This is a genomic window from Xylanibacter ruminicola (assembly GCF_900107775.1).
Lineage (GTDB): Bacteria > Bacteroidota > Bacteroidia > Bacteroidales > Bacteroidaceae > Prevotella > Prevotella ruminicola_C.
Genome location: NZ_FNRF01000002.1, coordinates 573,817 through 593,776 on the forward strand (window position 1 = coordinate 573,817; position 19,960 = coordinate 593,776).

21 protein-coding genes are annotated in these 19,960 nt (G+C 44.5%); 8 read left to right on the forward strand and 13 right to left on the reverse strand.

Going from position 1 to position 19,960, the window contains the following annotated elements:
- Window position 1 precedes the first annotated feature (1 nt).
- From BLU97_RS15985 to BLU97_RS06535, 9 genes are all read right to left on the reverse strand, one after another.
- On the reverse strand, window positions 2-937 hold the full coding sequence (locus tag BLU97_RS15985) for a hypothetical protein (protein WP_175456319.1): 936 nt from the start codon (window positions 935-937) through the stop codon (window positions 2-4).
- A gap of 39 nt (window positions 938-976) precedes the next feature.
- The gene (locus tag BLU97_RS15990) at window positions 977-1,927 is read right to left on the reverse strand and encodes a hypothetical protein (RefSeq protein ID WP_074760767.1); all 951 of its coding nucleotides are present in this window, start codon (window positions 1,925-1,927) and stop codon (window positions 977-979) included.
- A 125-nt stretch (window positions 1,928-2,052) separates the two neighbouring features.
- Window positions 2,053-3,078: a hypothetical protein gene (locus BLU97_RS06495; RefSeq protein ID WP_254771675.1), complete on the reverse strand. Its 1,026-nt coding sequence runs from the start codon at window positions 3,076-3,078 to the stop codon at window positions 2,053-2,055.
- Between the two features lie 39 nt (window positions 3,079-3,117).
- A complete protein-coding gene (locus tag BLU97_RS06500; RefSeq protein ID WP_074760768.1) occupies window positions 3,118-4,215 on the reverse strand; it encodes a Clp protease ClpP in 1,098 nt (365 codons plus the stop codon).
- Between the two features lie 60 nt (window positions 4,216-4,275).
- Complete coding sequence (locus BLU97_RS06505) at window positions 4,276-4,695, reverse strand: hypothetical protein (protein WP_074760769.1); 420 nt, start codon at window positions 4,693-4,695, stop codon at window positions 4,276-4,278.
- Between the two features lie 45 nt (window positions 4,696-4,740).
- Entirely contained in the window at window positions 4,741-5,226 is a 486-nt protein-coding gene (locus tag BLU97_RS06510; protein ID WP_074760770.1) for a hypothetical protein, read from the reverse strand.
- A 549-nt stretch (window positions 5,227-5,775) separates the two neighbouring features.
- Window positions 5,776-8,970, reverse strand: coding sequence for a DNA primase (dnaG, locus tag BLU97_RS06520; protein ID WP_074760772.1), 3,195 nt, complete (start codon window positions 8,968-8,970; stop codon window positions 5,776-5,778).
- A 372-nt stretch (window positions 8,971-9,342) separates the two neighbouring features.
- Window positions 9,343-9,537, reverse strand: coding sequence for a hypothetical protein (locus tag BLU97_RS06530; RefSeq protein ID WP_074760773.1), 195 nt, complete (start codon window positions 9,535-9,537; stop codon window positions 9,343-9,345).
- 173 nt (window positions 9,538-9,710) lie between these two features.
- Complete coding sequence (locus BLU97_RS06535) at window positions 9,711-9,908, reverse strand: helix-turn-helix domain-containing protein (RefSeq protein WP_013063165.1); 198 nt, start codon at window positions 9,906-9,908, stop codon at window positions 9,711-9,713.
- A gap of 999 nt (window positions 9,909-10,907) precedes the next feature.
- Between BLU97_RS06535 and BLU97_RS06545 the strand changes: the two genes are divergently transcribed.
- From BLU97_RS06545 to BLU97_RS06565, 5 genes are all read left to right on the forward strand, one after another.
- Complete coding sequence (locus BLU97_RS06545; RefSeq protein ID WP_074760774.1) at window positions 10,908-13,298, forward strand: TlpA family protein disulfide reductase; 2,391 nt, start codon at window positions 10,908-10,910, stop codon at window positions 13,296-13,298.
- 98 nt (window positions 13,299-13,396) lie between these two features.
- A complete protein-coding gene (locus BLU97_RS06550; RefSeq protein ID WP_074760954.1) occupies window positions 13,397-14,026 on the forward strand; it encodes an HAD family hydrolase in 630 nt (209 codons plus the stop codon).
- Window positions 14,027-14,047: 21 nt separating this feature from the next.
- On the forward strand, window positions 14,048-14,269 hold the full coding sequence (locus BLU97_RS06555; protein ID WP_074760775.1) for a DUF4250 domain-containing protein: 222 nt from the start codon (window positions 14,048-14,050) through the stop codon (window positions 14,267-14,269).
- Complete coding sequence (locus tag BLU97_RS06560; protein WP_074760776.1) at window positions 14,253-14,498, forward strand: hypothetical protein; 246 nt, start codon at window positions 14,253-14,255, stop codon at window positions 14,496-14,498. Before BLU97_RS06555 ends, BLU97_RS06560 begins: the two co-directional genes overlap by 17 nt.
- A 19-nt stretch (window positions 14,499-14,517) precedes the next feature.
- Window positions 14,518-15,015 carry a nitroreductase family protein gene (locus BLU97_RS06565; RefSeq protein ID WP_074760777.1) on the forward strand — a complete coding sequence of 166 codons (498 nt, stop codon included), beginning with the start codon at window positions 14,518-14,520 and terminating at the stop codon, window positions 15,013-15,015.
- A 246-nt stretch (window positions 15,016-15,261) separates the two neighbouring features.
- Here BLU97_RS06565 and BLU97_RS16325 read toward each other — a convergent pair whose 3' ends face one another.
- The 3 genes from BLU97_RS16325 to BLU97_RS06575 all read right to left on the reverse strand — a co-directional run bounded on the left by BLU97_RS16325 (window position 15,262) and on the right by BLU97_RS06575 (window position 16,482).
- Window positions 15,262-15,390: a hypothetical protein gene (locus tag BLU97_RS16325; RefSeq protein WP_262503159.1), complete on the reverse strand. Its 129-nt coding sequence runs from the start codon at window positions 15,388-15,390 to the stop codon at window positions 15,262-15,264.
- Window positions 15,391-15,458: 68 nt separating this feature from the next.
- Window positions 15,459-16,067 carry a YqiA/YcfP family alpha/beta fold hydrolase gene (locus tag BLU97_RS06570; protein WP_074760778.1) on the reverse strand — a complete coding sequence of 203 codons (609 nt, stop codon included), beginning with the start codon at window positions 16,065-16,067 and terminating at the stop codon, window positions 15,459-15,461.
- Between the two features lie 16 nt (window positions 16,068-16,083).
- Window positions 16,084-16,482, reverse strand: a complete 399-nt coding sequence (locus BLU97_RS06575) for an FKBP-type peptidyl-prolyl cis-trans isomerase (protein WP_013064915.1) — start codon at window positions 16,480-16,482, stop codon at window positions 16,084-16,086.
- Window positions 16,483-16,572: 90 nt separating this feature from the next.
- Here BLU97_RS06575 and BLU97_RS15995 point away from each other — a divergent pair, with 90 nt between their 5' ends.
- On the forward strand, window positions 16,573-16,722 hold the full coding sequence (locus BLU97_RS15995) for a hypothetical protein (protein ID WP_155267563.1): 150 nt from the start codon (window positions 16,573-16,575) through the stop codon (window positions 16,720-16,722).
- A 24-nt stretch (window positions 16,723-16,746) separates the two neighbouring features.
- Here BLU97_RS15995 and BLU97_RS06580 read toward each other — a convergent pair whose 3' ends face one another.
- Window positions 16,747-17,922 (reverse strand): hypothetical protein, encoded by a 1,176-nt coding sequence (locus BLU97_RS06580; RefSeq protein WP_074760779.1) that lies wholly within the window; start codon window positions 17,920-17,922, stop codon window positions 16,747-16,749.
- 184 nt (window positions 17,923-18,106) lie between these two features.
- On the opposite strand from BLU97_RS06580, the gene BLU97_RS06585 reads away from it, so the two are divergent.
- Window positions 18,107-19,009, forward strand: coding sequence for an AraC family transcriptional regulator (locus BLU97_RS06585; RefSeq protein ID WP_074760780.1), 903 nt, complete (start codon window positions 18,107-18,109; stop codon window positions 19,007-19,009).
- 72 nt (window positions 19,010-19,081) lie between these two features.
- A complete protein-coding gene (locus tag BLU97_RS06590) occupies window positions 19,082-19,960 on the forward strand; it encodes a hypothetical protein (RefSeq protein ID WP_175456320.1) in 879 nt (292 codons plus the stop codon).

Genomic DNA, 19,960 nt, shown 5'->3' on the forward strand with positions numbered 1-19,960 from the left:
ATTAGTCGCCAATTGGCTCACTGTGATTAAGTATAGAGATTGTGAACCACAGCTCAATCGAATTTCCTGAAGCAGAGTCGCCTCTATAGACATCAATCGTATTTGGATAAGAGATACTGCCGCTCCACAAAGCCTCTGAGCCTCCGTTAGATACTGGAATCTTGGCTTCTGACTCTTTGTTGTTATAAACGATAGACAAACCATTCATGTTTTTGCCGGTAATCTTGATTGATTTTATCGGGCCATAAGCGCTTTGTTTGCCAAGTTTACTTACGGTATATGGATAATTGTTTATATATACTGTGTTATCATACGAAGGCGTACCACCTGTGCTGGTATTGCCACTTGACGAACTGCCTGAATTCTGGTTAGGATTACCCTCAGGATTGATGGTACCCTCATCGGCATCGATAGAGCCAGCATAGAAAGGCGCTGGGCACTCATCAGTAGCTTCCACGTTAATAGTGGTGGAAGTACTGCCTGTAGCCCCCTGTCCGAGGTCCTGAGTGACAGTAGTCTTGGTAGGCCACTTGTCAGAGCCTACCACGCGGAATGCGCCACGCATGTCCTCAACAAGGAACACGTTGTCATTGTTATTGAGGTATGCTGCAGCTGCGGTGGCTTCGGCTTCGACACCAGGGTGAACGGCTACCAGCTTGTTTAACTGTGTCTGTGAAGGAGATTCACCCTGAGCCTCAGAAGTCAGCTGCGACTTCTCAGCTATGATATCGATGAACTTCCACTTCACATCTGCGCGCAGAGTGAAGTCGCCTGAATACGAAGAAGAAGTAAGACGGCCGTTGGCATCATGCTGGAGCGTGGGCCACTTTACGATGTCATACTTAGAGATATAATAGATACGGCGTTTAACGCCAGGTAGCTCGGGGCGTCCTTGACACCAAGCTAGTGATTTTTGTATTGAAGAACAATTTGGCATGATGTATTATTAGTAATGGTTATTGAAAATTAAAGCAGATTAGTCACCCCATGACTCATCTTCGTCATTGCTGCTTGAGCTTGTAACAAGTTCGATGGTAAACCAGACAACAACTTTTTTGTTATCTCCCTGGCCCTCAGTGCGACGAATAGTTATTGTTTTGGGAGCAGTAATATTTCCATTCCATGTGGCTACTGTGCCTGCTGGGTATTCAACGTCTATATCAGATTCTAATTCTCCTTGATATTCATAGGTAATAGAAGTCATTTTCTTACCAGTGAATTTCATCGAGCTCAGATTACCTGCGATAGTAAGCTTGCTTCCCTTGGTGATATTATATAACACGCCATTGAGATATACTCCTGAGTCATAAACAGGAACGCTGCTACCGCCACCAGAAGAACTACCACCAGAAGACTGGCTAGAGTTACCATCCTCATTTATTGTGCCTTCGTCAACCACGATTCTTCCGGCATAGAATGGAGCGGGACACTCATCGGTAGCTTCTACATTAATAGTGGTAGAAGTGGTACCAGTAACTCCCTGTCCGAGATCCTGAGTAACAGTAGTCTTGGTAGGCCATTTTTCTGAGCCAACGACACGGAAGGCACCACGCATATCCTCGACAAGGAACACATTGTCATTGTTATTGAGGTATGCTGCAGCTGCGGTGGCTTCGGCTTCAACACCAGGATGAACGGCTACCAGTTTGTTCAACTGTGTCTGTGAAGGATATTCGCCCTGGGCCTCAGATGTCAGCTGTGACTTATCAGAGATGATATCGATGAACTTCCACTTCACATCTGCTCGCAGAGTAAAGTCGCCTGAATATGCAGCCGAAGCCAGACGACCATTGGCATCATGCTGGAGCGTGGGCCACTTTACGATGTCATACTTGGAGATATAATAAATACGGCGCTTTACGCCAGGGAGCTCGGGACGGCCTTGGCACCACGCAAGCGATTTTTGTATTGATGAGCAATCAGCCATAGTGTTATTAGGATTAAGCGTTTAAAATGGGAGCCAGAGCCTTCACAAGTACTGGCTCCCCAAAACTCAAAATTATGAATACAGAAAATGAAAAAGTTCGAAACGAATTCAAGAAAAAGCGATGTTTAGTCGCCAATAGGGCCGCTTGCACCACCAGTGCCGGCATTGTTGTTGGTACTTGTTGGCTCAGTACCAGCAATCTCAATGACCTTCAGGCGGCGCTTGTCGATAGACTCGAACTGGCAGCCGAAGAACATGGTGGCGATATATGAGAGAATGAATGGCTCATACTCCTTGACCATGACAGTCTCGGTGTCGCCCATCTGGTCATAGCCCACGAGCATGTTGATCTTGGGACTTACGTGGATGAACTTTGAATCAGCCTTGTTAGCCAACGGGCAGAGAATCAGCTTGCCGTTCGAGCCCTCGACGGCGGTCTGATTGTACTGGTTGTTGTAGTTGATACCAGCGTGGGTCAAGAGGTAGCCCTCGTTGTACTTGTCAGCGAAGTCCTGCGAACAGTACATGTAACAGGTCTGAGCGCGGAGATGAGGATCCAGAGAGAAGAGAACGGCCTTGGCGATATCCACGGCATTGGCGGTGGTGATTTCGTCGGTAAACTTCAAATAGTTGCCTTCCTCCTTAGAAATCTTTCCACTTGTGATTTCCTGGGCGGTGATGGTATCGAAGCCATCGAAGAGGTCGAGTGTTGTGTCACCAGATGCGTTGCGCTTACCCGCCCAGATAGCGTTGTTCAGATTCTCAGAAAGCGATTTGGCAATCAAGGCCAATACATGCTTTGCGGTGGGTGCCTGCATCTGTCCGTCGCCCTTTGTGTCGCCGATGGCACCGAGAAGGGTGCTGATGGCTGAGTTAGGCTCAAACTGGGCTACTACGGAACCGAAGAAAGTCTCCAGTGTACGGAAATCCATGTCGAGATTGAAGTTAGAACGGCGTGCTGGCTTGTAGGGGGCGAACTGTGCGTTGCCATTGAGAGCAGCCACGCTTTCCTTATAACGGATGCCTGGACGGCCTGTCATGAACTTCAGTGTGTCCTGAATGCCGATGATGGGCAACATGAGGAGGTCCTTGCGGTACTTACGTGCCGCGTCCTGGTACTCCTCGAGCGTAAAGTTAAGTTTTCCTGCCATAGGATTCTTTTAGTGTTTAGTGATTGTTTGTGTTGATGTTTAAGGGAGCGAGTCAAAAAGCGACTGAGCATTAGCACGAGACTCAAAATACTGTTCGGCCTCCGATTTTTCGGCAGGCTGATCGGTATGCTTGTCATTAACTACGTGGGCTGTAGTGTCACCGGGCTTCTGCTTCAAGGTGGCCACTTCTGCCTGCAGCTGTGTGTTAGAATCAGTCAGAGATTGCTTTTCACTCTTAAGAGTGGTAATCTGCGCGTTGAGGTCGCTGATGGTCTGTTTGTCTGCGCTAATAGCAGACTCGATGTCCTCCATCTGAGCGTCCGAAAGCGTGATTTTGCCTTCATTGCTCATCAGGTGCTCACAAGTCAGGATAGCACAGATAGATTTGAAGATCTTTTTCATTGGTGTTTGTGTTGAATTATTTGTTGATTGGATTTTCTGATTGCTGAATAACTGTCCCAATGCACCAAGGAACTTGGCGAATGCAGACTGCTCCTGGGCGGTGAGATGCATTGTGGGCATATTCGGGATGGGAATTCCTGCAGCAGACATTGCACAGGCCATTGTGTCGGTAAGGACTGGAGCTGATTCATCAGCGTAGTCCGTCAGCTCATCAACAAAGCCCCACTCCAGGGCCTCCTTTGCTGTGAGCCAACCGCCTTCTTTCATCAAAGCTAGAAGGGCCTCGGGCTCTTTCTTGCAACGTGTGGCATACATCTGGGCAATGTTAGCGTCCAGCTTGTCAAGGTCAGCCTTCTGGTGCTCGATATTAGCGATGAGCGCCTGCAGGCCGTCAGAGTTGAGCTGGCCCCACTCGAAGAAGCCTATGCTGCATTTATGAACCAGGTACATGGCCGATGAATCCATTGTGATGTGCTTGGCGCCGAGGCTGGCGATTGTTGCAGCCGAGGCGTTCATTCCAACGAAATGCACATTCACATTGCCATGGAGCTTGAAAGCCGAGAAAATACTCAAGGCGGTAGATGACTGACCACCGAGAGAGTCAATCAGAACGTTGACCTCTGTATCCTTATGCTTGGAGAGCACGTAGTCAACGTAATCAGCGTCGAAGTCATATCCTCCGACGAAACCTTTCAGGTGAAGCTGGTAAGTGTTAGTTTTTGTGTTGGATGCCATAATTCAAATGATTATGGCGCAAAGATAAATACCTTTTATATAGGGGGAAAAGACGGAAGATTACGGATTGTAGGGAATCAGAGCCTTGCGGGCGGTGAATGAAACCTCGTAGCGGTGAACTGAGGCTTCAGCATCGGGCTTTGAGGTGTTTTTGGTAACCTTTATTGTCGGGTATAGCTTTTCGCGCGTACCTAATATATAGTGATTGCCAGCAGAAGTGGTAATCAGAAAAGCCAAGGGCATACTTGTGGGAAGCGTGTCCAAAGTGGTGAACGACAGCTTGGCCTTTTCAATTTGTGTGTTGTTATCAGGCGATTCCTCTACTTCGCACGAAGGGATTGACTTCAGGGCTATTTCTGTAGCGCTGGAGGATATGGTGACTGGAAAGCCTGTCAGGGCTTGATAAATCAAGTCCGCAGGTAAGCTATCACAAGGCACATAGCTAATGGCGGTGATGCCGGGAAGAGATATACAATTCATAATCAAACAAATCAAACAATACCATAATTAGGACAAATACAGGCTTCAAGTCGGAATATTTTTCTTCTTTTTTCTGTTCAAAGCCGTTTTATAGCTATTCCTTTTGCGCTGGTATATCTTCTTGATAGTGTCTGATGATGTACCATCCTCTTTGATTCCTCGGAGCTCCATAAACTGATAGATCAGACCATTGAGCTCACTTCCACATCGGTCGATGTCGTGAAGATACTCCCAGAGATCTACCTTAAAATCGTTTTTCAACATTTCCAGCAGGCAACTCTTTCCATTCTTTGAGAGATAGTTATAGGTACGGGGGTCGTGACACTTGTAATATGGGATGCAGATTGCCAGTTCGCCTTCCTGCTGACGGGGAGGCATCACCCCATCAGGGAGCTTGATGGTGGATTTCTTCAAGAAGTCGCTCTCAGCAGAACCTCGAACGAGTGATATCGGCTCACTTCCACCATGACGGTGGATTAACCACTGGCGAAGATAAGATGGCATTTTAAGATATATACAAATCTGACTCATTGTAGTAATACTTTGCGTTTGTGCTGCAAAGATACTAAAAATCAGGGAGATAACCAAAAGACAAATCAAATAATTCAAACTAAAATTATAGATTCTCAAAAAGAAAAAATCTTCGATGAATTCGATGAAATTTTATTCTTTCTAATGATAGAAACGAAGCGTACGTATTATGAATGGGCGCACAAGCATGCACAAAACTGCGTTTGTGTATCTAAGTGGCTGATTATTAATATATTAACTATTTATTATCATTGCACAAACCCCTATTATTGTTGTGCAATTAGATACTTATTTGTGCAAATCATTATATTTGTGCAAGATTTGTGCAGCGTTGAGCTGGATTTGTGCAGAAGTTCAGGCATCTTTGCAACCGGCTTAGTGCCTGATCTTTAGTAACATACAGATTCCTTGTGCAGTCTTGTGCGGTGTTGTGCATGGATATTCTCGCGCGTGCGCGCATAAAAGCAAGAAATGTCAAAGCATAATAATAGGCCCCCGAGTGCTTCACAGCAGTCAGAGACCTTTCGCAAATGAATAACTAACCAAATTCTAAAAAATAACTTCTTCTTTTCTTTCAAGTTCATCTGCCTCAGTGGCAGAGAAATGTTCCAAATGCAATCCGTAACGATTCTGAAGTATTTCGTAGTCGAAACAGAGACAGCGGTCAAACTTGTATGCAGTCTGTCCATTAACGGTCTCTTTTATACCATCTTTGATGGAAATAAAGCGTTCGGACGATTTCTGTCCGAGATACGCGTTTCCTATCGTCAGGTAATAACGAATCGAGTCACGATCCATGATTATCTTCTTTTCACCTTCACGCTGGGCCAACTGCTTGTACTGAGAAACGAAGTTAATCAGACGCAGCATAAGCACGCGATGGTTTTCCTTGAATTCCCTTTCACCTTTGTCCGTCTTTAGCCTTCTTAATACCTTAATCTTAAAGTCGCAATCGAGATAAATCTTTCCCTGGTCGTAAAGTGTAGAAAGCGCGTTCCAAAGATTTCCAAGCTCATTGTTAGATGTCACCTCACTGTTCTGGCGTTTAATACCCTCTATACATAGCCGCTTAATATCGTCGTACTCAAAAGGCAGATTAAGCGTGGACTTCAGAGTTTTGTAACAAGTCAGCATGATAGACCAGTTACGCCAAAGGCGGTCTTCCACATTATTACCATCGATGCTGTCACACACCTCATTAGTAACATCGTTATATGTATCATAGAAAGCACTTTCAAACAAGGCTCTGTGTGAGAGAATCTCCATGGTCAGGTGCTGCAGCCCAAGTTTACGGATATCAGACAACCTATTGAAACGATCCTTTGCTTCGCGGTCATGAACCGTAGAGTCAGTAGGTAAATAAATCATTCTCGAGAACATCGCGATATCGAGTGTTGGCATCTCCTGTCCGCAGACGATTACACCGCAGTCGACAGGTGTACGCTCAATTTGTTTGCCGCGGTCCATATCCATTCGTGAGCGGCCGACACCGTCATATGCACCTTTGATAATTTCCACAATCCTCATGTCCAGCGTATTCTTATATTCGTCCAGCAGTACCAGTGAGTTAGCTGCCATCGAGAGCATTTGTGAAAGAGATGGAGCTGTGGTGTTTCTTAAGTTAAGGGGCTTGTCGCCGATTGTAAAGAAACGCATTAACGTGATGCCTAATTCTGTTTTACCACTTCCCTTCGGGCCAAAGAGATTGAGGATTGGGAAGTTTACCGTGTATGAGGTGATAATATCCCTATGGAGAGCAGCTAAAAGGTAACAGATTCCTATTTTAGCGTTGTCACCGAAGACAGAAGCCATCAGACTGGCCATATCTTTTAATTCTATGCTTGCATGGGTAGATGGGAGAACAAACTGCCGCTCGAAAGAAAAGTAGCTTGTGTCAGCTGCATAGATTTCCGAGGCTCCCTGCAGATAGTAATTATCCAAATGAGATTCTGCATCATGTAAGTGTACAATTCCCATGGCATCGGCCGGATACCATTCATTTTGATAGATGCATCCGTTGCCAAAGGTAAAGAAACCGCTGTGATGCCAGCCATACTGCCGGATGCGAACAGCCGTTTCTGTCTGCTCGAAAAGGTATGTCTTCAGCTTGGTCAATTCAGGCATACCTACCTTCCAGATAAAGTTGCCTATAGACTCTACCTTCACCATGAATTTCGGCTGTGAAACCAGTTCTTCTGCAGCCAATTCGAGGATACGTGTGGTGCCGTCGATATTCGTAATTTCATAGAGACGGCGTGAATCATCAATACCCATCACATGATAGAGGGGACGCATCTTGAAATTCGACCATTGCTTCTCGTTACCTTCGTCATCGCGGCTCCAGTAACAGTTGTGATCCTCGTAGAAACCATATATAAGCGGGTCGATACCCGTCCTCTTTGTCGTCGCCTTTGCTTTTTCTTCAGCCCGGCGGTGCTTAGCTTCGTTAACCGCGTTTTTCCAAAGGCCTTTATGGCCGTTGTGTTGCTTAACCAAGGCATCCAGAAGCGCCTTTTGCGTATATTCATCCTTTTCCAGGATAAGAACATCACATATCTGTTTGACGATATCAGAAATATCAGTCTCGGTAGAAGATTTGCGCTCGATGTCATCAAATAGCTTGTTGGCATACCAGAGCACAAAGTCCTCTTCAGCTAGCAGTTTAACCTGCTCTCTGTTCTGGAAGTAACTGTCTGCATCCTGCTTTCCACCACCCTCCTCCTCTGGCTTTGGTGGAATCTCCTTGACAGTGACACGGAAGCCTTCTTCCATGGCTGTACGACCGTTTTTGATGACCGCCTTTATGCCAGGAGCATCTGCATCGGGGATGAAGCACAGTTTTGGATGGAACCGCTTAAGTGTGTGCAGATGCTCCTTTGTGAGCGCTGTACCCAATGGCGCTACAGTATTTACCACACCAATCTGCTGCATTTTCATAACGTCGGGGCCTCCCTCTACCAAGTAGAAGAGCTCCTCGCGTGCCCCCACTTTCATTGCAGTATCCAAGCCGAATAATACGCTTGATTTATGGAATAACAGTGAGTCACGGCCGTTAAGATACTTTTGAACATCCTTATTATCAGAAAGAGTGCGAGCTGTATAGTTAATTACATTGCCCCACCGGTCGCGTACGGGAATCATCAGACGGTCGCGAAAGAAGGCATATTCGCTTCTATCGTCACTTTCAGCTATGAGTCCTGCTTCCTTACAAAGTTCCCAGCTCAGGCCTGTTGATTTGATAAAGTCAAAAAAACGTTTATTACCCTTTGGTGCATAACCCAGTCCTCGCTCCTCGATGGCCTCTTCCGACCAACGATGTTTAGCATAAGCCATCATAGCCTTAGCTTCTGGTGTATCTTCGTGGAGGCACTTTACATAGAACTCCTGCACCCGAGAATAGATGACCTGCATGGACTCTTTTTTCTGTTGCTCCGCCAACTCTTCGGGTGTAGGATCCTTTTCTTCAAATTCTATATTGAACTTGTTAGCAATTATCTTGCAAGCTTCATAGAAATTGACATGCTCGTGCTCCATGATGAAATGGATGCCGTTGCCTCCTTTTCCACACACAAAACAATGGCAGATTCCTTTGGCAGGACTCACCATGAAAGAAGGATTCTTGTCGGCATGAAAGGGGCAAATGCCTTTATAATTGACGCCAGCTTTCTTTAGCGTGATATAGTCTGATACTATATCAACAATAGGCTGATCGTTTATCTTATCTAATGTTTCAGGCTTTATCATATTTTTTTCTTGCAAAAATAGCTATACCTTTTCTTCTTTTGGAAGACATGGCTCTATACGTGGATTTTTCCAAGACTGATGGTGCTTCCGACTGGATTCTTTGAATTTTTCCATCAGCTCAGTAGCTAATTCCAGTGAACGAGGGGGCGAAATGACCTCCCGTTCACCTGTCAGTCTGTTGATTGCAGAGATAATATACATCATACTACCCTTTCTAAGGATGTAGCCCCTAGCCTATCTAACACCAGAAGGTAATCGAGGAACAGCTGAAATTCTTCTTCGTTTCTGAATCTCAACTGTTTTTTCTGGCAACTCCCATAAAATGTCAGGATTATATGACCTGTATCTGTTTTCTTTTTCTGTATTACCGGCTTACTCATTTTCTGTCAACTCAGTGTTAATTGTTACTTCTTTAATCATAGGGAACCATTCCATTAAAAGCTCAGCCGCCAAGATTGGAGCTGCTTGGCTTCTTCGATAATGCATGATAGCCCTTATATAGTCCTTAATAGTCCATTGTTCTTGGACCTTAATCTTATCTTTGTATCTTTGAATTCTGATTTTCATTACAAATTATTATTTTTAAATATTCAACATACTGTTTGTTTCTCTCGCAATAACGACGGGTGATGCGCCTGCATCCTTGATCGCATGTTCTACTTTTATCTGGCATTGCTGAAAAAAATATGCCCTGGCTACGGTCTTCCCAGAAAGTAACTCAGGGACTTTACCAGTTCGAATCATTTTGCTTTCAAGCCTGCAATCAGTTCTTTCTTAAAGAAGTAGAGTCTTCTTCCATCTTTGTGGAATTGAACCATCTTTCGCTGAACTCTCTTGTACATAGCCTGCACATCAACCTTAAAGAACTCAGCAGCTTCTTTAATAGTCATTGGTTCGTCGCTCATATCAATCTCGACTTGTCTGTCTGACTTTCTCATTGCTTTATCAGTTTACGCCATTCATTTTTATAGTCCGGGTCAGTAAGCTCCTTTCTTCTCTGTGCGAGTGTAACACCTACGAGTATCACACATAGCTCGTCATAGAGATATTTGGCATGAATAAAAACACCTTTCTCCTTCCCAATAGATCTATTGAATCGTGTCAACTGAACGTTGAGAGAAGTTATTGAACCATACGTAGGAAACTTGCCTTTTGCCACATCACCTGGTTTGATTGTCCTGAACCAGTATTCCTTATTCCTAATTTTCTCTGCCTTATACATATTATATATTATATATATTGGCCATTAGTAATGTTGAACTTAAATGCGTTACCTACTCTCTTTCCAGTCGGAATTAATTTTTTGATAATTTGTTTCATTTCGTAATTTATAATTTCATTAGTTAATATTTGATATAGGACAACTCCTTTAGAATTGCGGCACAAAAATATAGCAAATAAATCCAATAGAATTGCATCTTTTTCAAAAAGGCTACTAACTAACTAAGTCTTTAACATGCGCAACTAACAAAATTAAGAATATAATACATTAATTAACTGTTAACTAACTCACAAACCAACTTACTGACCCATAAACTTGTCTGTAAATGCTCTCTATATAATAAAATAGGTGTTTTTAGCAAATTATGTAAGAAATATATTTGGTGGTAACAAAAAAAATACCTATCTTTGCATCAACAAATAGTAAGCAAACTAACTAACATAGTTCTACGAACTTGTTGGAAAGTTAGAAATACTAAGTACGATATAGAGATATCACAGACTGCTTATCTTAAGTCGTTTGTTACCAGTTTGAAAAGAATTTGTTACCACATGCGGATTAGTAACAAAATAATTCGCAACTTGCTGATAATCAGCATGGGTTCGACTTTCTGCGGGTGTACAAAGAATAAAAGAGATGAGTTCAAAGCTTATCTCTTTTTTTTTATACAGAATTAAACAATCATGAGTATGAATAAGATAGTAGACGAAAAGAAATGAAGAAACTTTTATCAACTATTGTGCTGGCCATTGTTGCAACTGCCGGGTGGGCACAAACTCGAATATGGAATAACATTGTTACAGGCTATTCCAATGTACCATTTGTAAAAGTAACCAAGGTAGTACTTAGTGCCGACAGCACTGAGGTGTTCATGCATTTCGACATGCCAGAACGTGCTGCAGGCCAGGAAGGTGTATTGGCTGCGAAATCGCTACTCCAGGCCGACGGTAAGACCTACGAAGCAAAGAACGCCGTAGGTATGAAACTGGGGCAGCCCGTCAAGATACCTAAGGACTGTAAGGTAGACTTCTCGCTGGTGTTCGATGCCCTGCCAGCATCTACATGGCTGTTTTCTATAAGTGATCCCGGCATGTGGATAATTAATGCTGTACGCGATGCAGATGCGAATGCTGATGCTGATGTACCCCCCGTTGGCATCACCGACACCTATTGGCGCAACACGCTTACGGGCGACTGGTTGATAGGATTCGCCCAGCACCACGTTATATATAATAATAAGGTGTGGGATATCCTGAATCAGACCGAGCAGAAGGACACCTACGTGCTTACTCTTAACGACGGACTAACCATCAAGGTGGGCAAACTCAAGAAAGGCATCCGCCCCATCACCATCGGTACCGGAAAGGCCATTGCCTGCAATCCGATAACCCAAGAAGCCCTACCCGACTATCCTACCAAAGACACTCGCAAGGGATTTGTTGACAATGGCTATCGTGAGGGCGACAGCGTAACCATCGTAGGCTGGCTGAAGGATATGCCCGAGCAAGCTTGGAAACAGAGCGGCGAATTTGAAGTCGGGACAAGTAATTTTATCACCGATAAAACAGAAAGCTTTACAGCAAAGCTCGACTCGCTGGGACGATTTACACTCCGAATGCCCATACTCAATTCTACAACAGCAATACTCGACCCGCGAAGGTCTTGGGAATGGTCTGTATTAGAACCTGGAAAGACGTACTTCTTCCTGAACGACTTCACGACTGGCCAGAAGCTGTTTATGGGCGATGACGTACGTTTGCAAAACGAGCTTGTGGCTTGTGATGCAACATGGCCGGAGACACGCATCAATCCAGGCGAGAGCGCCATGCAATTCATGGAACGCGCGAATAAAGTCTTTGATGCAATCATAACCAAGATGCAGGCGGATATCACTCATCGCCCCAACCTATCGCAGCGCTATATTGATTATATTAAAGGTCTGTGTATGGCTGGGCAGGGCTATTCGATGATGCAGGCCAGATTCGATGTGCCTGGCAATATTCTGCCCAAGGAGTATATGGATTATGTCAACACCAAGTTGTGGCAGCCCGCACCTAAACCCTATACGCTCTATTCTGAATTCCCGCGATTTATGCGCGACTATCTTGACCAGCTGAGAGATGAGCGCCACTCTGTGAGCATTGATCCATACAGAATAACGTTGAACGACGGTGCCTATCCCATCATTTTGCGCCAGGCTAGGGCCGATGGCAAGGTATCGATTACCGACGAGGAGCTTGCCCTAATGGAGCGTTATGCAGTGGAATTTCACAAGGAGTATGCCAAACAAGCCAAGAACCAGAAGATAGATAGTCTAAACATTGATTTGGCTGGTACCGATTTAGATAAGCTTGGCATTGCGGAGCAGTATCTTGCCATTATGGAGCGTCCTGATGTGAAGAAGGCGATAGAGCAAGAAATCTCGTTGATAGATTTGTATTACCAAAAGCAGGCTATCGAATCGGCAACTACCGATAGGGCATTGATTGATCTGGCCTTGGCTCGCAAATTCTATTGGAAGCTTAACTCGTTCCGCAAGTCGCTTGACCCTTCTGATTTGAATTTCGCCAATAAAGAAATCAAGTTGGCATCGGCACTAAACTTTGTTTTGACCGAAAACGATAAGTATGTAGCTTTGGAGCATCAGGACTTGGCTAATGCAGCCAGTCTGCGACCGTCAACCGATGTGGCGAACATGACCGATGGCGAGAAGATGCTGCGTAAGATCATCGAACCCTATAAAGGCCGAGTAATCTATCTCGATGTATGGGGCACTTGGTGCAGCCCTTGCAAGCAGAAACTAAAGGACTCGTGGAAAGTAAAAGAGGCACTCAAGGATTACGATATCGTATATCTCTACCTCTGCAATGGCAGCAGCGACGCATCGTGGAAGAATGTCATCAAGGAGTACAATCTGACAGGACCAAACTGTGTTCACTATAATCTGCCAAAAGAACAGCAGAGTGCTATCGAGCATTACCTGAGTGTAAACAGCTTCCCCACATATAAGATTATCGATAAGCAGGGAAACATTCACGACCTAGGTTGGCTCGACGATCAAAATCTGGAGGCATTCAAACAGACTATGGGCAAGTTCTGCAAGTAATGTTTTGATAGTTTCAGGTTTATGATGATGTTTTACCACGTTTTATTTGTACCTTTGCAGCCCGAGATGTCTATTATAAATATGATATGGGTAATATAATGATTAGAAATATTGCATTTGATTTGGGTGGTGTGGTTGTAGCCTTGAGCTATGAACAGGCTGTTAAGCGATTCGAGGAGATTGGTCTTCGCGATGCCAGAAAGCATCTGGATGCGTTTTGTCAGAAAGGTATCTTTGGTGATTTGGAAAAAGGCATGATATCGCCTGAAGAATTCCGTTCGGAGCTGAGTCTGCTTGTGGGTCGTGAACTTTCTCACGATGAGTGTAAATTTGCCTGGCATGGCTATGTGGAATCTGTGCCACAAAAGAATCTGCAGATGCTGTTGAGATTACGTAAACTCGGCTACAAAGTGTGTCTGCTCTCAAACACTAATCCCTATATGATGCAGTGGGCCAAGAGTAACGAGTTTGATGGCAATGGTCACTCTATCGAACACTACTTCGATCATCTCTATCTGAGTTACGAGTGCAAACAGATGAAACCATCGGCAGAGATTTTCAGGATGATGCTCGACGGCCAGCAATCTTCAGCCGAAGAAACGCTCTTTATTGATGATGGACAAAAGAATATCGAAGCAGCGAAAGCACTTGGTATTCAAACGCTCTTTCCTGAGAATAACGAAGACTGGACAGAGCCACTCGAAAGATTATTAGGCATAGATAAATAATACTGTATCAAGAATATAAGAATGGAATATTTACCCAAAGATCCCGCTATATTGGTTTCGAGCGTGAACATGCTCCTGAGAGATGAGGAGTTTGACACGCTGGAATCACTTTGCTATAATTTTGGAACAGAACCTGCTAATATCAAGGATTACCTGTTAGGTCATGGATATGTGTATAGCGAAGAGCAACGTCAGTTCCGTCCTATTGGATATAACTCAGAGCAAAATGATAACAAAAGATAGTATCGAGACCGCCTATAGTTTCCTGCATCAAAAGCAGCGTATCTATGTTCATTCCACGCTCGACTGGCAGAAGGATGACATAGAAATGGCTATTGCTGCTTATGCCGACGATATGAGTCAGGAACTGTTTGATGCCATCAGTGGTGGCAGGGCTGATTTCTTACGCGATCACAAGCTGTTTCAAGATGATATCACCAAAGCGGTAGAGATACTCGAAAACATGCTATAATTTTTATAAAATCAAGAATATGAGTTTTTTAGATTTAGTAAAGCAGAGATATAGCTGCAGAAGCTATCAGGAGAAGAGTGTGGAACAGGAGAAGCTTGACTACGTGATGGAGTGCGTACGCTTTGCTCCTTCTGCTGTGAACAAGCAGCCTTGGATGTTCCGTGTGGTTAAGAACGATGCTGAAAAAGAAAATCTGCGTGAGTGCTATAGTCGCGATTGGTTTAATTCAGCCCCCATGTATATTATCTGCAGTATCCTGCACGATGAGGAATGGGTTCGTAAGGATGGCAAGCATCATGGCGATATCGATATCGCTATTGCTGTTGAGCATCTGTGTCTGGCTGCAACAGAGCAAGGTCTGGCTACCTGTTGGGTATGCAACTTTGATGCCGAGAAATGCAAGCAGCTTTTTACTTTTGCTGAGAATGAGGAGCCTGCCGTGCTGATTCCCATCGGTTACGCTGCCGACGAGGCGAAGGAAAAGAAACGCAAGGATATGGATCAGATTTGCAAATAATGAATAGCCGCCATTATTGGTGGCTATTTTTATTATAACGAGAAAAGGCTCGCTTCACAGCGAACCTTTTCCGTACAATTACTTAAAAAAACTAAATTAATCAACCATAAACCTTAACCATATTATCTATGCTGCAAAAGTACACATAAAACAGGAAATCAATGTTTGTTTATCGTCTATTTATGTTCAATCTACATTATTTGGCGCAGATTAAACAAAATTACACCGATTTTAAACATCGCCAGTCTATGCTACTGCATGCTTGATGTGACGTGCTGTAGTTTTGTTGGCATCGTAGAGAACGGTTATCTCACGAGTGCGTGGATTGTACTTGGTATCCTTCACACCATGGATACGCTCTGCCCGCGCCATCATCTTGGTAGGAGAATGACGATTATGTGGAATATGAAAATGAAAACTCCTATACTTAATGGGGGAATACCCTATATTTTCGTAGGATATTCCCTCATGAGTGTTTTTATGAGTGGTACATACCATGTTTTTGTTTCTTGGGCAGTGGGCGTGTGGGCGCCGGGGAAATGGAATGAGTGCTGGTAGTGCTCTAAGAAGAGTGGTTCGAAGTGGGCCAAGGTATCTTGCTCGCCAAACAGGCCCCAGATACGTTCGGGATTACGGCATGAATCGTTAGAGAACTGCTGGGCTTCCAGTTCAGCGAATTCGTTGATGAGTGCTTGGTCGATAACAAAATCCTGATTGCCGTTGGAACGCGGCGATTTGTATTGCTGGGCGCCGATTCGGGGGTTCAGAAACTCGGTCATCTTGAAATGTGGATTACCAAGCAGAGCGGGAATGCCTATAGCGGGAGCTATCATCTGGGCATAGAAAGAGCCACAGCTGTTGCCTACCAATACATCGGGCTTTTCGCGGTTGCACAAATCACGGATAAACGCTAATGCGTCCTTGGGATGCAAGGGCAGATCGGGAGTCAGTACGATAGCCTTGCCATCGAATGCCTCCTTTAATGCCTTTGCGGGCACACATTGGCCACTGGCGTAGAATCCGTGTAGGAATAGTATCTTAGGGGTATCCATTGGATGCTTGGTAGTGTTATGAGATACCTAAGAGTTCGATTTCGAAAATGAGTGTTGAGCCACCGGGGATGCCTGGTTGCGAGAACTTACCGTAGCCCATTTCGGCTGGAATGTAGAGTTCCCATTTGTCGCCCACATGCATCTGCTGGATAGCGATGATCCAGCCTTCGATCAGGTCGCATAACCTGCAAGCCAGAGGCACACCACCACGACTGCTATCAAACTTCTTACCGTTAATCGTTCTACCTGTATAATGCGCTGTGATAATACTGCGAACCGTTGGTTGGGCACTCGTCTGATCGCCCTCGCTTAATACCTTATAATATATACCCTTGGGCAGTGCCTTTACGCCCTCCTCTTTTGCTTTAGCCTCCAGCCAATCCTTGTTGGCCTGGATATATTCACGTTTCCCCATATTTTATATCTTAATTTTTCTTGCAAAGATAGTAGATTTTGCTGAATATTCGAGTTTTATGTGTAATTTTGTGCCCAAAATTAACAAATTATGGGATACATGGATAAGTTCACGAAGTCGGAAGACTTTCGTCGCGAAGAGTTGATACGAATAATCGAGCACTCTGTAGAGCACTTGACTCTACAGGAGCTCGAGGCATTATATTATGATATGACCACCAAGAATTTTATTAACGATTGAGGTGTTACCCCTAATCGCTGGTGGTTATTCTCTTCTTAAATTATAAGGATACGACAGTTTCCAGGGGGAATCTTCGAGTTTGAACTTCTTGGCGCCCTCTTGTGTGGCAGGAGTGCGTACAAGGGGAATGTCGGAGAGGTCCATCAGGTAATAATAATAGGCGAACAGCTGGGTTAAGCCGCCTTTTACCGAATAGCGTGCCGAGATATATTCGGGTGTGATGGCATCGTTGCCACGTATGGCTTCTACCTCTTTATTGTAGGCTATCAGTTTGGCTATGGCATTTTTATAGGATGCTAAGGTTGCTGTTGGCGATTTCTGAATCCAGCGCTGTAAAAGCTTGCGGTTGTACTGGGCTACAATCTCGCCTTCGCGCTTACGTCCCTCTATAAACCAGTCGGGTGTTTTCTTGGGGTTTTCGGCTGCTACGCGGGCACGCAGTTCGTCCTCGATGGCCTGCACCTGCTTGCACTCAGTCGACCCGAACCACTCTTTAATTATCTGCTTTACCAGTGGTGAATAAATATTGTAATAGAATCGTGGTACACCGCCCTGTTTTCCAAGCAGCCACGATCCTCTGTCGAAATCTGCAGCCTCGGTATAAAGCACGATGTCGGTATTCATTTTGTAAAGCGATGTAATAACAGCTTTCATCTTGTCGAGCACCTTATTATATTGGGGCCATTTCTTGTCTACGTGAATGGTATCGAATGGCTGACCTTTGCGCGCCTTCTTGGCAATCTCCATTCGTAGCTTATTAAATCTGTCGCTTTCGGCTTTCAGTTCCGGTTCGGGCTCGTAATTCTCCACGCCCTCGTTCTGTGGTCCAACTACACATACTGTATAGCGGGTCATTTTCTCACGTGTGTCTACTTCTGATGGATTAGGCAGTACGGGCAGATTCTTGTAAGCTTCCTCGTATGTGCTGTACGAGTATTTCTCTACTAGTGCCTTATGCTCCTCTTTACTGATTTTAAAGTCGGTTTGCAAGCCATTTCCTTCTTTGGCGGTATAGTCCCAGAACATGTGTCCACCCAGGTTCTGGGCGTAGTTGCGCTCCTCGGGTTCTACATAAAGAATGTTAGTTTTTGTTGTTGTACCTTTGCCTTTGCTTTTGGCTTGGGTTTTCTTCTGTGCCTGCATGGGAGCAGCTCCCGCTAACAGTAAAGCAGCAACACAGATGTAGAGATGATGTTTCATAAAACTGATTAATTGATTTTATTTTCTAATAATTTATTAAATATCGGATGCAAAGATACTAATAAAAAATGTAACTTTAATATCTTATGACACCCTCCGAACATATAATATGACTCAAAGAACATTGAATTCTCATTTTTTATGTCTACTTTTGCACCCGACAACGTGAAATATCGAATATTATATGGATATCAAGGACTTAAAACCAAGAACTGGAGCAGGCAGTTTACGAATAGCCGACAGCGACGAACTGGTGATTATGGAACACTTTGGTGGCGTTCCAGCTGGCAGGGTACGTCCCTTAGAGCATGGGCTCGTTATTATCTGTAATGCTGGTGTGGCGCAGTTTGAGTACGACGGTCATACTGTACAGTTAAGTAAGAACGACTTGTTTTTATTAATGGCCCACTCGGTGGTTGAGAAGTTTATGTCGTCGGTCGACTTTGATTGTCGCGAGCTATGGTTCTCACGCGGCGAAATGTGGAATATGAATATGTATGTAAAAAACAGTCTGGCCGATCTGTTGCCGCTCAAGCATAATCCTAAGGTAACACTGAGCGACACCGATGCAGCCCAGTTCGAGACCTACTTCAAACAGCTAAGTTACCACATGCGTAACAGTTCTCAGCTACTCTATCCCGAGATTACGCATTCTATCGTAGGTGCATTCCTGCTCGAGGTGCTATCGGTACTGCGTCGCGGCAATAACATTCTCAAGGATAACAACCTTATTAATAATAGCGGACTGCACGGCAGGAAACTGGCCGACCGCTTTGTACAGTTGGTTGAACAGAGCGATGGGCGCATACGTCGCGTGGATGAGTTTGCCCAGATGCTGAATGTTACGCCCAAGTATCTGTCGAAACTGCTGATGGAAACCATGCACCGCAAGCCTAGCGTTATAGTGGCCTTTTTTACGCTTCAGGCCATAGAGAACAGATTGCGATATACCGATATGACCATGCAGCAGATAGCCGATGATCTACACTTCGCCAATGCCTCGTTCTTTGGCAAGTACTTCAAGGAACACTCGGGCATGACACCGATGGAGTATCGCATCAAATATCATCAGGACGAAAAGAAATAATCCTACACCTATTATATAATTATACACGAAAATTAATTTATGGCTCTTATTAAACAGGATATCGAAACACTTTTGAATTTAAAATTAGTTGAGGCTGATGCCATTCGCGAGCGCAAGTTCCATGTATGTGTTGATGCAGTTAACTCTGACGATTGCATTGTTTTGGCAGAGTTGTTCCGTGCTCTTAACGTTGATTATCTGATGCTGCAGAACGACAAGTATGGCATTTTGAATCGTACTAAAAAGGATGGGTTCGACCTTGGTTTGGTGGTTGATACTCAAACCTGCAGTTTGTCGATTATTTGCGAAGATGGCACTATGTTTGGTCAGGACTATACGCTGGTTGCTGTAGCCGACTACGTGCTTGGCCGTACTCCAGGTCATACTGTTAGCAGTATTAATTGCACGCGGGCATTGCACGATATAACACTGAAACATGGTGGCTGTCACTATACCTCAGCTGTAGGTCAGACCAGCGTTGTGGAAAAGATAAAAGAGGTGGGCGCTGTAATTGGCGGCGAGGATAATGGTGGCATCATCTATCCCGAGTACAGTTACGAAAGCAGTGTACTGGTGGGCATTGTGCTTTTTCTCAGCAGTCTGGCTCAACAGCAGTGTACCGTTAGTCAGCTGCGCAGCACCCTACCCAACTACCACATCGTAAAAAATCATATCGACCTTGCACCCAGTATCGATGTAGAATCAGTACTTAAGAGAGTTGAGAATCGCTTTGTACACGACGATAGTGCACAGATAAGCGATGTTGACGGGCTAAAGATTGACTTTCCTGATCGTTGGGTATATCTGCACAAGGCGACTGCCACATCTGCTATTAGCGTATATAGCGAAGCCAAGAGCTTTGAGAATGCTGATAATCTGGCCAACCAACTGCTGCTGTTTATCTACAATCTGCAGAAGGATATTCTGTTAATCCGCAAAATACATATATGA